At 69.9% G+C, this 13,506-nt stretch carries 14 protein-coding genes; 5 read left to right on the top strand and 9 right to left on the bottom strand.

What is annotated here, in order from left to right; translation table 11 throughout:
* Positions 1-39 precede the first annotated feature (39 nt).
* From OG709_RS12330 to OG709_RS12290, 9 genes are all read right to left on the bottom strand, one after another.
* A complete protein-coding gene (locus OG709_RS12330) occupies positions 40-1,197 on the bottom strand; it encodes a DNA cytosine methyltransferase (RefSeq protein ID WP_329166041.1) in 1,158 nt (385 codons plus the stop codon).
* Positions 1,198-1,327: 130 nt separating this feature from the next.
* A complete protein-coding gene (locus tag OG709_RS12325; protein ID WP_329166039.1) occupies positions 1,328-2,302 on the bottom strand; it encodes a DNA cytosine methyltransferase in 975 nt (324 codons plus the stop codon).
* A 21-nt stretch (positions 2,303-2,323) separates the two neighbouring features.
* On the bottom strand, positions 2,324-2,755 hold the full coding sequence (locus OG709_RS12320; RefSeq protein ID WP_329166037.1) for a very short patch repair endonuclease: 432 nt from the start codon (positions 2,753-2,755) through the stop codon (positions 2,324-2,326).
* A gap of 171 nt (positions 2,756-2,926) precedes the next feature.
* Positions 2,927-3,580: an ABC transporter permease gene (locus OG709_RS12315; RefSeq protein WP_329166034.1), complete on the bottom strand. Its 654-nt coding sequence runs from the start codon at positions 3,578-3,580 to the stop codon at positions 2,927-2,929.
* Positions 3,581-4,291: an ABC transporter permease gene (locus OG709_RS12310; protein WP_250298630.1), complete on the bottom strand. Its 711-nt coding sequence runs from the start codon at positions 4,289-4,291 to the stop codon at positions 3,581-3,583.
* On the bottom strand, positions 4,288-5,334 hold the full coding sequence (locus OG709_RS12305; protein ID WP_250298629.1) for an ABC transporter ATP-binding protein: 1,047 nt from the start codon (positions 5,332-5,334) through the stop codon (positions 4,288-4,290). The genes OG709_RS12310 and OG709_RS12305 overlap by 4 nt, the downstream gene beginning before the upstream one ends.
* Before the next feature lie 72 nt (positions 5,335-5,406).
* Positions 5,407-6,333: an ABC transporter substrate-binding protein gene (locus OG709_RS12300; RefSeq protein WP_250298628.1), complete on the bottom strand. Its 927-nt coding sequence runs from the start codon at positions 6,331-6,333 to the stop codon at positions 5,407-5,409.
* On the bottom strand, positions 6,330-8,420 hold the full coding sequence (locus tag OG709_RS12295) for a CocE/NonD family hydrolase (protein ID WP_329166032.1): 2,091 nt from the start codon (positions 8,418-8,420) through the stop codon (positions 6,330-6,332). The genes OG709_RS12300 and OG709_RS12295 overlap by 4 nt, the downstream gene beginning before the upstream one ends.
* Before the next feature lie 228 nt (positions 8,421-8,648).
* A complete protein-coding gene (locus tag OG709_RS12290) occupies positions 8,649-9,647 on the bottom strand; it encodes an SEC-C metal-binding domain-containing protein (RefSeq protein WP_250298626.1) in 999 nt (332 codons plus the stop codon).
* A 77-nt stretch (positions 9,648-9,724) separates the two neighbouring features.
* Between OG709_RS12290 and OG709_RS12285 the strand changes: the two genes are divergently transcribed.
* The 5 genes from OG709_RS12285 to OG709_RS12265 all read left to right on the top strand — a co-directional run bounded on the left by OG709_RS12285 (position 9,725) and on the right by OG709_RS12265 (position 13,493).
* Positions 9,725-10,516, top strand: a complete 792-nt coding sequence (locus OG709_RS12285; RefSeq protein ID WP_326695628.1) for a class E sortase — start codon at positions 9,725-9,727, stop codon at positions 10,514-10,516.
* Positions 10,517-10,557: 41 nt separating this feature from the next.
* Entirely contained in the window at positions 10,558-10,758 is a 201-nt protein-coding gene (locus OG709_RS12280; RefSeq protein WP_250298625.1) for a DUF3311 domain-containing protein, read from the top strand.
* Entirely contained in the window at positions 10,755-12,254 is a 1,500-nt protein-coding gene (locus OG709_RS12275; RefSeq protein WP_329166029.1) for a sodium:solute symporter family protein, read from the top strand. The genes OG709_RS12280 and OG709_RS12275 overlap by 4 nt, the downstream gene beginning before the upstream one ends.
* A 64-nt stretch (positions 12,255-12,318) precedes the next feature.
* Complete coding sequence (locus OG709_RS12270) at positions 12,319-12,636, top strand: DUF6412 domain-containing protein (RefSeq protein WP_250298623.1); 318 nt, start codon at positions 12,319-12,321, stop codon at positions 12,634-12,636.
* A gap of 95 nt (positions 12,637-12,731) precedes the next feature.
* Entirely contained in the window at positions 12,732-13,493 is a 762-nt protein-coding gene (locus tag OG709_RS12265; protein WP_250298622.1) for a YidC/Oxa1 family membrane protein insertase, read from the top strand.
* Positions 13,494-13,506: the final 13 nt, after the last annotated feature.

The following is a 13,506-nucleotide window of genomic DNA, read 5'->3' as shown; positions in this document are numbered from 1 at the left end:
TGAACGGCGCTGGTGCCACGGCCTCAGGTGTTTCTCGGGTTAGTCCTGGATCGGAGGTGTCCTTTTCCACGAACTCAACTTCTCGAACAACTCCGGCTCAGGCCGTCCGAGTCCGAGTGCGCTGCTCAGGATATGGAGAGAGAGGCGCGGGGGAATGGCGTTGCCGATCTGCTGGGCCACATCGGTCGACCGCCAGGGATAGGCCTTCGGGAAGGACTGGAGAAGGCCGGCTTCCTCGAACGACAGCCGTTCCAACTCCTCGCCGATCTCCTTTGCGCCGGATTTGATTTCCTTCAGATGGAAGACGCGGTTGCGTCGAACCTTTCCGGTGACTGTCGCCGCCGGCTCCTCGGAGGTGCGGCGGCCACGCTTCTTGGGATCGCCGCCCGAGCCGTAGTTGGACACCACTTCGAAATCGCGTGGCCGCTCGCGCAGGACGTCCTGCATCGCTGTCCAGCGTTGGATCCGCGTGTCACTGTCGGGGTTGGTGAACAGAGGTGTCTGCTGGTCCGGTCCGTCCGACTCGGGGAGCCGAGCGACCCCCGTGCGGTATCGCTGGTGGGTCGGGCGGGGGAACGCGACCGCCATGTCCTCGTGCCCCGGGGCGTACTGCGCGATCAGCACCGCACGCCGACGGGTCTGCGGGACGCCGAACTCCTCGGCGTGCAGGACGTGTGCTTCAGCGGCGTACCCGGCCTTCTTGAGGATCTGCGCGTAATGCTTCCAGACCGGCAGGACGGTCGGTACCTGCTCCAGGACGACGACGTCGTACGGCATCCGGCGCTTGAGCTGGGCTTCCATGATCCATCGCAGTGGCTGCAGTACGAGGCCGGTGCGGGAGTCGGACATGGCGTCGGTCTCGGCCTTGACCTCTTTCCACGCGAGCTCGAAGGCGGCTGCGTCTTCGTGGCCCACCAGGCGTGTGGCCAGACGCTTCACGACCTCAAGCGCTTTGTGCCCCTCGCGGTTCCCCGCGACCGAAAATGTCTGGCACGGGGGACCACCGGTGAGGACATTCGCGTCCTCGACCTCGGGGTCACAGGGGCCCAGCTCGGAGACGTCCTTCTCCGTGGTGGTTCGGAGACCTGCCGCTGCCCTGGTTGCGCGAGTGGCGTCGTCCCACTCGACGCCGATGCTCTTGATACCCAGCACCTCGGCCCCGATATCCAGGCCACCGGGGCCTGCAAAAAGGTCCACGATGCGGAAATCCGCAGGTCGTGGTCGTGGCTGAGGTACGTGGTTCATGGGAGGGAAGTGTAGCTAGCGGGGACGGGTGCGACCGCACGTGCGATCGCACCGGCCAGAGCCCCCAAGGCGCAGTCCAAGATCAGGAACGCAGGGCCTGGGCCACTGCCAGACCCAGGGCTCGGCCTACCGGTGGAGGTGAGGCATGTCCGATCTGCCGGTATCGGGCAGTCTTCCTGCCGGCGAAGTGCCAGTCGGTGGGGAACGCCTGGAGGATGGCCGCCTGCCCGTCCGTGATCTTAATCATTCCTGAGGCACCGGGGTTCGGATCCCACTCGTCGGTCGGACCGGGCACCTCGTCGGCCACGGAGCCACCGTTGACCCTCATCCGGGCCCAGGCCTTCTTGGAACCGGTGGGCCCCAGGTCCGCCCCGCCGCGGTTCTCGGACCCACCGACGAGCGTCGGCGCCACCGAGAGGGCTTGAGCCGCCCAGTGATCGGCTCCTTGCCATCCTCGTGCGGCCATGGAGCGGCGCAGCGCCCGTCCCACCGACACGTGCTCGCGCACTGTGGGATCCGGTTTCCGGAACGCGTCGAAGTAGCGGTTCTTGAGCGCGACCATCACCCCCTGCTTCCGCTCCTGGGGCACCCCGAAATCAGCCGCGTTGAGTACGAACCAGCGGAATCGGTAACCGAGGTGGGTCAGTTCCGCGCGGATGAAGTCGCGGATATCTTCGTACGCGGGGGAGTCGGCCAGCCCCGGAACGTTCTCCAACAGAAGTGCACGTGGCTGTACGGCGTGCGCCAGATAGATCGTTGCTTCCAGGAGTCGCCGTTCCGCTTCGCTGTCACTCCGGCTGAAAGTGGCCGACGACTTCACGCGGGGCAGCCCTGCGGACAGCAGGTCGACGTCGTAGGCCTCCTTGTGGTCGGCCGGGTCGAAGTCGAGCAGGTCCTCGCTCACCACGTTCCATGCCGGCCGATTCATACGTAGCGTCTCGCAGGCGACCGGCTTGTTGTCCAGCAGCAGCGCAGGTGAGAACCCCGCTTGCTCCAGCCCCAGCGCGAGCCCACCGGCCCCGGCGCACACATCTACGAACCGCAGTGCACTCGTCATTCGGTTCCCCCTCGTATTGACTCAGGACTGTCGCCCGGATCGCTCCCGGTCGACGATGTCCGCTACCTGTTCGGCCACCCGGGCCGGAGATTCGTGCTCCCAGAAGCGCAGGACTGTCCAGCCGGACTCGGTCAGCCGCTCAGTGGTGTCTCTGTCCCGCGCCATGTTCTTGGCGAGCTTCTCCTTCCACCACTCTGCGTTGGACTTCGGCTGCGTGGCGTGTTCGGGGCAGCCGTGCCAGAAGCATCCGTCGAGAAACACCGCCACGTGGGCGCGTGTGAAGGCGATGTCGACCGATCGCCGGGGCATGTCCGGGATTTTCCATGCCACTCGATATCGATGGCCCGAGGCATGGAGAAGCTTCCGCACCGCCTTCTCCTGGCGGGTGTCCCGGCGCGGCTGACGTCTCATACGCTCGGAGACATCGGGCGACGACGGTTCGACGGTGCTCATGAGTCAATTCTGCTACGGACCACTGACAGTGCCGCTTCGGTGCGTGGCGATCCCCGTCCTTCGCCCGGGAACGGGCGAAGGACCCGACCTGGAGGACGGGTCCTTCGTTTCGCACCGACCGGGTGGTCAGAACGTAGGTTGCCGCTCGGTGGCCGCCCCGAGCTCCGCCGGCTACCCCCGCGAACCCCGAAGCCCCTTAGGTACCAACACCCGCTGAACCAGAGCAATAGCCCCGTCCGCCAGCAGCGCCAGCGCCGCCACCCACAGTGCCGCCGCGATCACGCCCTCCAGGCCGTAGTTGGCCTGGCCCAGGACGATGTCGCCGAGGCCGCCGCCGCCCGCGACCGTGGCCAGGGTGGCTGAGGAGATGACGTACACCACCGCGATCCGGATGCCCGAGAAGAGCAGCGGGAGGGCGAGGGGGAGTTCCACCTTGAGGAGGATCTGGAGGGAGGTGAGGCCCATGCCGCGGGCCGAGCGGACCATGTCCGGGTCGACCTGGTCGACCGCCAGATAGGCCTGGCTGAGGATCGGGGGGATGGCCGTGATCAGCAGGGCCACCGCGATGTTGACGAAGTTCAGGCCGAAGATGCCCAGGCCGATCGCGATGACCGCGAGGTTGGGCAGGGCCCGGCCGATGTTGGAGATGCTGGTGGTGAGGAATTCGCCGCGGTGCAGATGTCCCAGCCACAGTCCGGCCGGTACGGCGACCACCAGCGAGATGGCGATGACCACCGCGCACATCCAGATGTGCTGGCCGGTCTTCTCCAGCATCAGCGGCAGCCGGTCGTGCATGAAGGTGAACGAGCCCATGAAGGTGTCCATTTACGCGGCCTTCCTGCTCCGGGCCCACGGGGTGAGCAGCCGTCCGGCGAGTACCAGCAGCCCGTCCGCGGACAGGGCCAGGGCGACCGCGAGGGCGCCCGCGCCGATGAACTGGGTGTTGAACGGTGACTGGAGCGCCTTGAGGATCAGCGAGCCGAGGCCCGAGTCGATGACGTACGCGGCGATGGCGACCGTGCCGATCGTCATGACCGTCGTCACCCGCAGCCCGGAGATCAACGACGGCAGGGACATGGGCAGTTCGACCTTGAAGAGGATCTGCCGCCGGGTGAGGCCCATGCCGCGCGCCGCCCGTACCGCGTCCTCGGGTACTTCGCGCAGCCCCGTCAGGATCGTGGTGAAGAGCAGGTAGAGGCTGTACGCGACGAGGGCGATCTCCACCGTGAGTACGGAGAACCCGGTGACCGGCACCAGGAGTTGGAAGAGCGCCAGCGGCGGCACGGTGTAGAGGAACGACGACACCGCGGAGGCGGGCATCGCGAACCAGCCCTGGAAGTGGGCCAGTACGGCCATCAGGAAGGCGATCACGAAACCGATGGCGACGGCGGCCACGGTCAGCTCGATGTGCTGGACCAGCGCGGGCCAGAAGAGGGTGGACCAGTGGTCGGAGAACCAGTCCGCGCAGAACGTGGAGTTGTTCGCGACGCAGGTGGAGGGGTCCCCGTAGTCGGGGATGACCGGGCTGACGCTCATGCCGTGCCCGCCTTCCGTACGGCGTCCAGCGAGGCGGTGCCGAGGACCGCGCCGTCGTCCCCGGTGACCCGTACGGCGTCGGTGCCCTCGGCCACCATCAGGGAGAGCGCGGAACGGAGCGTGGCATCGCCGGGGAGGGCGGGCAGCTCGGGCGAGCCGGTGGGGTCCGGTGTCAGGTCCAGGTCGCGGAGGCGTATCAGGGACAGCCGCTTCAGGCCCCGGTCCGCGCCGACGAAGCGGGCGACGAAGTCGTCGGCCGGCTTCTGCAGCAGCGTCTGCGGGGTGTCGTACTGGGCGAGCTTGCCGCCCTCGCGGAGGATCGCGACGCGGTCGCCCATCTTCACGGCCTCGTCGATGTCGTGGCTCACGAAGATCACGGTCTTGCGGATGCGCGCGTGCAGCGCCAGGAACTCGTCCTGCACGTGCTCACGGGTGATGGGGTCGAGCGCGCCGAACGGCTCGTCCATCAGCATCACGGGGGGATCGGCCGCGAGCGCGCGGGCGATGCCGACGCGCTGGCGCTGGCCGCCGGAGAGCTGCGCCGGGTAGCGCGACCCGTACTCCGCCACCGGCAGGCCGACCAGGTCGAGGAGTTCCGCCACCCGGTCCTTGATGCGCTTCTTGTCCCAGCCGAGGACCTTCGGGACGGTCGCGATGTTGGCGGCGATCGAGAGGTGAGGGAAGAGGCCCGTCTGCTGGATGACGTAGCCGATGGAGCGGCGCAGCTGGATCGGGTCGAGATCGCGGATGGAGCGGTCGCCGATGCGGATGTCGCCGCCGGTCGGTTCGGCCAGCCGGTTCACCATCATCAGCGCGGTCGTCTTGCCGCTGCCGGACGGGCCGAGCAGGACGCAGATCTCGCCTGCGGGAACGGTCAGCGACAGGTCGTCGACCGCGGGGGAGGGGGAGTTGGGGTACGTCTTGACCACATGGTCGAAGACGATCTCCTGCGCGGTGGGGGCGGCGCCCGCGGTGGCGCCCGCAAGGGTGGTACGGACAGCCTCCGGTGCGGAGCGGGAGACGTGACGGCTTTCCTGGCTCATGGGGAGTTTCTCCTGGGCATGGGCATGGGTACGGGCGAGGGCGCCCGGCTCGCAGTGGCCGGGGCGGCCCCGTCAGCGGATGTCGTTGGCCTTCAGGAACTTCGCGGCGACCTCGGACGGGGCGAGCCGAACGGTGTCGACCCCCCGGTTCATCTCGCGGATCGCCTGGTCCGTGAGGAGCGCGTCCACCTGGTTCAGCACCTTGGCGAAGCCGGGGCCCTGCTCCTCCTGCACGCCCTTGCGCAGGACGGGGGCCACGTTCTGGAAGCCGTAATAGCCCTGGGTGTCCTCAAGGATGGTGTAACCACCGCGGGCCAGCTGCGGGTCGGTGGTGAACACGTCGGCCGCGTCGACCTGGCCGTGGTCGAGCGCGGGGTACTGAAGGCCGATGTTGAGGGTCTTCACCGAGGTGTTGGGGAGGCCGTACGACCGCACCATGTCCTTGTAGCCGAGCGCGCCCTCCATGTTGTCCGGGTACTCGGCGAAGACGACATGGTCCGCCTTCTTCAGGTCGCTGATGGTCTTCAGCCCGTACTTCTTCGCGAACGCGGGCTTCACGGCGACCGCGTTGCGGTTCTGGAAGGGCGTCGGCGGCAGCATCGTCAGACCGCGCGTCTCCTGGTACGCCTTGGCCTGGCGGAACGTCTCGGCGGCGGTGTGCGGTACGGACTTGCTCCTGGCCAGCACCTGGAGGATCACGCCCGTGTACTCGGGGTACAGGTCGATCTGCCCCGAGGTGAGGGCGCCGTCGATGATGGTGGTGGAGCCGATGTTCGACTTCAGCTCGACGTGGTAACCGGCGTCGGTCAGCGCCTGCTTGTACAGCTCGCCGATGATCCACTGCTCGGTGAACTGCTTGGCCCCGATGACCACGGTCGGTTTCCCGCCGCCGACGGACGCGGCGCTGCCGCAGCCCGACAGGACGGCGAACGACACGAAGGCCAGCAGCCCGGCGGCCAGCACCCGCACCGGGCGGCGGCCCGGCGTACGGCGCCTCACACCTGGTCCCGGGGGACGGTGAAGGACCAGGTCCGGGTGAAGATCTCCCGCTCGGCCTCGCCGGCGCCCTCGTACGCGGACAGCTCGTTGACCACGCAGAAGTCGGTGGCGTCGGCGGTCATCCGGGAGTGGGTGCGCACCCGCGTCGCCCACGCACCGCGGCAGATGGACTCCTCGCGGTCGCTCTCCACCGTCGCGGACAGCGGGTCCCCCTCGACGATCCGGAAACGGTTGAGGTCGCTGCCGGTGCGGGTGAGTCCGTCGGTGTGGTCGGTCATGGTGCCGTCGGCGGGCGTGGTCACGATGATCTGCTCGCCGGTCTCGACGTCGTGGCTGACCTTGCGGTCGCCGGGTATGCCCACCGACTCGATGCTGTGCGGCGGAACCCCGCGCGGCGGGCCGTACGGGCGCAGCGCCGCCTCCTCGGCGGGGCGCGGCGCACGGACCGGCAGGGTCAGCGTGCCGTACGAGGTGTCGAGGTCCAGGGCCACCACCTCGGGGGACGGCCAGACCCACGGCCACAGGGAGGCGGAGACGGAGATCCGGACGCGGTTGCCGGCCGCGAAGGCGTGGCCGATGCCGAAGAGCGGGACCGTCACCTCGTACGCGCGGCCCGGTTCCAGGGGCTGCGGGTCGGTGTGGCCGTCGCGGTGGGTGAGGTTGAGGAGGCCGGTGGTGACCAGCTTGGAGCTGCCGTCGGGGGCGACCTCGCAGAGCCGGACGGCGAGTTGGGCCTGCGGGCGGTCGCTGGTGACGCGGAGCGTGACCTCGGGGACGCCGAGGATCTCCAGCTGCTCGGTCAGCGGCGGCCCGGTGAAGGTGTGCGAGCGGCCGTCGTCGGGGGCCTGGTCCGCGTACTGGCCGGGCACGTCGCCGAACTTCAGGAAGTCACCGCCGGTCGAGCCGAGCGCGAGCGGCGAGCGGAGCACGGCGGTGCTGCCGCCATCGCTGCCACCCCCGTCGCCGTTGCCCGTGTTCGTGCTGTCGCCGCCGAGTTCGGTCAGCGGTATCGCGCGGGCCTCGATGCCGGGCGCGGGCCAGGACGGCTCGCCGACCCAGCGGCCGGGGCGTACGTCGAGGTCGGAGCCGACCGGGGTGGGGTCGGGCATCCAGGCGCGGACGGCCGGTTCGTCCATGATGCCGGTGGCGACGCCGCCCATCCAGTGGTCGAACCAGCGCACGCACTCGCCCTGGAAGTCCATCGCCGGGCCGGGTTCGGCCTGGTGGGGGTAGGTGTGCGCCCACGGGCCGAGCATCGCCTTGGCCGGGACGTCCAGGTTCTCCATGAGGCGGAAGACGGCGCCGCGGTACTGGTCGAGCCAGCCGCCGACCGCGTAGACCGGGACCTTGATGGCCGCGTAGTCCTCGCAGACGGAGCCGTGCTGCCAGTAGGCGTCCCGGCGCTGGTGGGTCACCCACTCCTCGGCGTACGGGACGGTCTGCTCCAGCCGGTCCAGCCACTCCTGGCGCCAGGACTCGCCGAGTACGGCCGGGTCGCCGGGGCGGGCGTTGTACGCGAGCATCGTCGCCGCCCAGGGCAGCATCTCGGAGGCGAGGAGCGAGCCGCCCGCGTAGTGCACGTCGTCGGCGTACCGGTCGTCGGTGGAGCAGACGGTGACGATGCAGCGCAGCTGCGGCGGTTCGAGCGCGGCGATCTGGAGGCCGTTGAAGCCGCCCCAGGACTTGCCGATGATGGCCACCTGGCCGTCGGACCAGTCCTGTTCCTCGATCCAGGCGAGGACTTCGAGGGCGTCGGACAGTTCGGTGGCGTGGTACTCGTCGAGCATGACGCCCCCTGAGTCACCGCTGCCCCGGCAGTCGACCCGCACCGCGGCGTAACCGGCCCGTGCGAACGGGGCGTGCAGGGTCACGTCACGGGCCGCGGTGCCGTCGTTCTTCCGGTACGGGATGTACTCCAGGACGGCGGGCACGGGCCCTTCGGCGTCGGCCGGGAGCCAGATGCGGGCGGCGAGGCGGGTGCCGTCCTTGAGCGGGATCCAGACGTGGCGCAGGACGCGTACGGGGTGCTGCACGCGGTCGGGTACGGGGTGCTGTGCGGTGGTTCGGGGGGTGATGGCAGTGCTCATGCTCCCGGACCCTAGAGGAGCACGACGTGCCGACTTGTCCCGAATGCCTGGGTAAATCGCTGTTGTTCAATGGTGAACAACAGCACAGGTGTAAGGGTCTGGATCACGGGTAGGCACAGAATGTTCATATGCCGTCCGCATATGCCAGCCCGGTCGGCCCGTTGACCGACCGGGACCTGAACAGGCCGCCACCGCACGGGAGTTGACCGCGGGTGGCGAGCCTGCTCGTCAGGCTGCCCCGTGGCAGTCCCGGTACGCGGTCCCCGACCCGCACCAGCAGGCCGCGTTGCGCGCGGGCGGCCAGGACGTGGCCCGGCCCCGCGCCGCGAGAATGGTCGCGTACTGCGGCAGCAGATCGGTGTCCGAGGGGGACGCGGACTCCGACGCCGCGAACGCCTCGTACGACGGGACGTTCCCCGTCACGATGCCCAGGTTCGTCGTGCCGCCCGCGGACAGCTCCCGCAGCGCCGACTCGATCCGGGTCAGATGCGTGGCGTGGGACGGGTACTCCGGCTCCAGCGCCGGGTACGCCGCCAGGAGTTCGGCGAACTCGGCCGCCGGCCAGTACAGCACCGCCACCGGGAACGGCCGGGACAGCGCGGCCCGGTACGAGCCCAACTCCGCCTGCAAGCGAGCGATTTCGGCGCGCAGCACCGCCGGGTCGTTCGAGCCGAGGGCCCACAGCCGCTTCGGGTCGTGCAGCTCGTCGAGGCCGATGTCACCGGTGTGCAGGCGGTCCGCGAGGGCGTCCCACTCGTCGTGCTGCTTGCCCAGCGCGCGGCTGACCCGGTGGCGGCCGGTGAGCAGGGCCCGGGCCGCGTAAGGGACTTCCTCCGACGGGTCGACCAGCAGGGTCAGCGCCTTGGTGAAGGTGGCGTGGGCCGCGTCGAGTTCGTCGTGCGCCTCCAGGGTCTCCGCGACGATGGCCCAGGGGGCCGGGTCCTGCGGGGTGGAGGCGCGGATGCCGTCGATCATGGCGCGGGCTTCGGCCTCGTGGCCGTACTCCCAGAGGTTGGCCGCGTGCAGGGCTTTGACCAGGGCGAGGTTCTCGGCCGGGGCCGCGAGCAACTGGCCGTAGAGCGTGGTGGCACGGGCGCGGTCACCGGCCAGTTCCAGGTGGGCCGCGGCCTGGAGCAGCAGCGGTTCCTGGTCCTCCGGGTACTGCGCCGCGGTGCGCAGCAGGCGCTCGGCTTCGGCGTGGTGGTCAGCAGGAGTGTCGGGACGCATGCTGCACACCGTACTGCCGTGCGGGACTCTGGAGAGTTGCGGATCCAGCGCTTATCGTGCGCCCCGTGCGAGAGCCGATGCGGGTAGTGGTGCAGCAGCGGGCGTCCCGGCGCCGCGTCGCGGTCGCGCGCGGGCTGTGGACCTCGGCCGAGGTGACCGTGAGCCTGGGACTGGTGGTGCTGCTGTTCGTCGTGCACCAGCTGTGGTGGACCAACCGGGAGGCCCGGCAGGACGCGGCCCACCAGGTGCAGGCCCTGGAACGGCAGTGGGACCACGGAGGCGGTGCGCCGCCGGCGCCCGCGCCCTCATCGGGTACCGCCACCGGTACGGGCGGTACCCGGGACGGCGCCGGTTCCTCCCGGCCCGGCACCGGCGGCTCCACCACCCGGCAGGCCGCCCGCACCTCCGCCCCCGCCTGGGACAAGGCGTACGCCGTCATCCGCATCCCGCGCATCGGCATCACCGCCCCGATCGCCCAGGGCGTCAGCAAGGCGAACGTCCTCAACAAGGGGTACGTCGGCCACTACGTCGACACCGCGGGACCGGGCCAGGCCGGGAACTTCGCGCTCGCCGGGCACCGCAACACCCACGGCGAGCCCTTCCGGTACATCAACCGGCTGCACCACGGGGACACCGTCACCGTCGAGACGAAGGACGCGCTCTACACGTACGTCGTCGACAAGGGGCTCCCGCAGACCTCCGCCCGCGACAGCGGGGTGATCGCCCCGGTGCCGCGCAGTACGGTCCGGCCGCAGTACGGGTACAGCAATCCGGGTCATTACCTGACGCTGACGACCTGCACCCCGGAGTACACCTCCCGCTACCGGCTCGCGATCTGGGCGACGCTGCGCTCGGTGCGGCCCCGATGACCGTCGGAACCAGTGCCGGTCGCGGCACTAAAGTTCCTGCCGTGCTCAGACGCCGTCCTCAATTGCTGTGGCTCCTCACGCCCTTCGTCCTGTTCCTCGGGGCGCTGCCGTTCGTCAACCGTGTGCATCCCGTCTTCCTCGGGCTGCCCTTCCTCGTCGTCTGGCTGGTCGGGGCGACCGTGGTGACCCCCTTCGCGGTCTGGCTCACCCACCGCGCCGACCGGCGGGGGGCCCGCCGGTGAACGCCACCGTCGCCACCTCGATCTTCGCCGTGTTCATGGTCGCCACCGTCGCCCTCGGGCTCGTCGCCGTCCGCGGCGGCCGGGGCGGCGGGCTCGCCGAGTGGTCCGTCGGCGGGCGGAGCCTGGGCTCCGTCTTCATCTGGGTGCTGATGGCGGGGGAGGGCTACACCAGCTTCAGCTACCTCGGCGCCGCGGGCTGGGGCTACAACTACGGCGCCCCGGTCCTCTACGTCGTCGCGTACATGTCCTGCGGCTACGCCCTCGGCTACGTCGTCGGGCCGATGCTCTGGGCGTACGCACGCAAGCACGGCCTCGTCGGGATCACCGACATGATCGCCCACCGGTACGGCAGACCCTGGCTCGGCGCCGTGGTGGCCGTCCTCGCCACCGTCTTCCTGCTGCCGTACATCCAGCTCCAGATCACCGGCATGGGCGTCGTCGTCTCGACGATCTCGTACGGAGCGATCAGCCTGAACTGGGCCTACTTCGTGGCCTTCGCCGTCACCACCGGCTTCGTCGTGGTCAGCGGGCTCAAGGGCAGCGCCTGGGTCTCCGTGCTCAAGGACGCCCTCGTCATCGGGACGCTCGCCTTCCTCGCCTGCTACGTCCCGCTGCACTACTTCGACGGGTACGGGCCCTTCCTCGACCGGCTGGTCACCGAGAAGAGCGACTGGCTGACCTTCCCCGGCCACGGCGACAGCGGCCTCGGCCAGGCCTGGTACGTGACCACCTCGCTGCTCAACTCGCTCACCGTCGTGATCTTCCCGACCACCGTCGCCGGGTACCTCGGGGCGCGCAACGCCGAGGTCCTGCGGAAGAACGCCGTCTGGCTGCCCGCCTACAACCTGCTGCTCTTCGTGCCGATGTTCCTCGGCCTGGCCGCGCTGTTCGTCGTGCCGCACCTGACCGGCGCCGAGTCCAACCTCGCGCTCTTCAAGCTGGTGACGGACTCGCTGCCCGCCTGGGCCGTGGGCATCATCGGGGTCGCCGCCGCGCTCTCCTCGATCGTCCCGATGGCCATCTTCATGCTGGTCATCGGGACCATGTGGGGGCGGAGCGTGCTGTCGCTCGTCCCGCGCTGGCGCGAGCGGCAGAAGGGCGCGTCCCAGGTGGTGGTGGTCGTCGCGGGCGCGCTGGCGCTGCTGCTGACGTACACCGCGCCCAACACCCTCGTACGGCTCTCGCTCATCTCGTACGAGGGGATGGCGCAGCTCCTGCCGATGCTGCTGCTCGGGCTGGTCTGGCGGCGGCTGACGCTGCTCGGCGCGGGCAGCGGGCTGGTGGTCGGGGTGGCCGTGGTCTGCGCGTTCGTCTTCAGCGACCACGACCCGGTGTGGGGCGTGAACGCGGGGATCGTCGCGCTGGCGGCGAATCTCGTGGTCGCGCTCGCCGTGACGTACGCGGGGCGGCCGGACCGGGACCCACGGGCGGACGCGGAGGTGCTCGCCCACGATCCGATCGACGACGAATGCCCCGGTGCGGAGGCGGTCGGGTAGAACCGGTCGTGTATAACGGCTGAAGGTACGAAATTCAGCAGACGAGCCCGGAGGAGGGGAAGCCATGCCCGGCCGACGCCTCGTCCGGCTGTCCCGCCCGGCCCTCGCGGTGCTGCTCTTCCTCCTCGCGGAAGTGCTTCTCGCCGAGGGCGGCACCCTCTCCTCCGCCGTCGCACTCGCCGCCACCGCCGCGGTCGGCTCCGCGCTGGCCGCCTGCGCGCTGGTCTCCTCGCGCAATGTGCCCGCGGTGCCGCGCACCCGGATCCGGACCGCGATCCGCGACCGCGAGCGGCGTACGGCCTTCCTGCCGCAACGCGATCCCGACGCCTCCGGGCGGCCCAGGCCCCGAGCGCCCGGCCGCCTCGTCGCGACGGCCGCGTAGGACTCGCTCCACTCGCACGACCCCCCTCCTCCGTGGTCCGTCACGCCGACATCACACCTGTCCGGCCTGCGACGAGACCCCTCGGAGGGTTCCCCTTGTCATCGATCTTCGCCGTGTTCGCCAGCCTGGTCACGCACCTCGCCGACCTGCTCCAGCCGCTCTTCCACGACTCCGCGACCGCCGCCGCGATCATCCTCTTCACCGCCTGCGTACGGCTCGCCATCCACCCGCTGTCCCGGGCGGCGGCCCGTGGCCAGAAGGCCCGCACCGTACTCGCCCCGCGCATCGCCGAGCTGCGGAAGAAGCACGCCAAGGACCCGCAGAAGATGCAGAAGGCGATCATGGAACTGCACGCGGAGGAGAACATCTCCCCGCTCGGCGGCTGCCTGCCCAGCCTGCTGCAGATGCCCGCGTTCTTCCTGATGTACCACCTGTTCTCCAACCCGCAGATCGGCGGCAAGGACAACGCGCTGCTCGGCCACACCCTGTTCGGCAGCCCGCTCGGCGGCCGGTTCAAGGACGCGTTCGGGCACGGCGGGATGCTGGGCGAGCAGGGGGTCGTGTATCTGGTGCTCTTCGTGATCGTCGCCGTCGTGGCCACGTTCAACTACGGACGGACGAAGCGGATGATGGCCGCCGCCCCCACCCCCGCCGTGGAGGGGCCCGGCGCGGGCGCGATGGGCACGATGACGAAGCTCATGCCGCTGATGTCCTTCATGACGCTCTTCACCGTGGGCGTCGTCCCGCTCGCCGCCGCGCTGTACGTCGTGACCAGCACCACCTGGACCGCCGTCGAGCGGGCCTTCCTCTACCGCGGCACGGTGCCCGGCGGCGCGGCGCTGGCCAGCCCGATGTAGCCGCGGAAGTCCA

The sequence above is a fragment of the Streptomyces sp. NBC_01267 genome, from assembly GCF_036241575.1.
Classification (GTDB): domain Bacteria; phylum Actinomycetota; class Actinomycetes; order Streptomycetales; family Streptomycetaceae; genus Streptomyces.
This window is presented reverse-complemented; position numbering and strand designations above follow the sequence as displayed.

What these genes read in the sequence shown, in the direction of transcription:
- OG709_RS12325 (WP_329166039.1), bottom strand. Translation starts at nt 2,302, where the DNA reads ATGACGAGTGCACTGCGGTTCGTAGATGTGTGCGCCGGGGCCGGTGGG.
- OG709_RS12320 (WP_329166037.1), bottom strand. Translation starts at nt 2,755, where the DNA reads ATGAGCACCGTCGAACCGTCGTCGCCCGATGTCTCCGAGCGTATGAGA.
- OG709_RS12315 (WP_329166034.1), bottom strand. Translation starts at nt 3,580, where the DNA reads ATGGACACCTTCATGGGCTCGTTCACCTTCATGCACGACCGGCTGCCG.
- OG709_RS12310 (WP_250298630.1), bottom strand. Translation starts at nt 4,291, where the DNA reads ATGAGCGTCAGCCCGGTCATCCCCGACTACGGGGACCCCTCCACCTGC.
- OG709_RS12305 (WP_250298629.1), bottom strand. Translation starts at nt 5,334, where the DNA reads ATGAGCCAGGAAAGCCGTCACGTCTCCCGCTCCGCACCGGAGGCTGTC.
- OG709_RS12295 (WP_329166032.1), bottom strand. Translation starts at nt 8,420, where the DNA reads ATGAGCACTGCCATCACCCCCCGAACCACCGCACAGCACCCCGTACCC.
- OG709_RS12290 (WP_250298626.1), bottom strand. Translation starts at nt 9,647, where the DNA reads ATGCGTCCCGACACTCCTGCTGACCACCACGCCGAAGCCGAGCGCCTG.
- OG709_RS12285 (WP_326695628.1), top strand. Translation starts at nt 9,725, where the DNA reads ATGCGGGTAGTGGTGCAGCAGCGGGCGTCCCGGCGCCGCGTCGCGGTC.
- OG709_RS12270 (WP_250298623.1), top strand. Translation starts at nt 12,319, where the DNA reads ATGCCCGGCCGACGCCTCGTCCGGCTGTCCCGCCCGGCCCTCGCGGTG.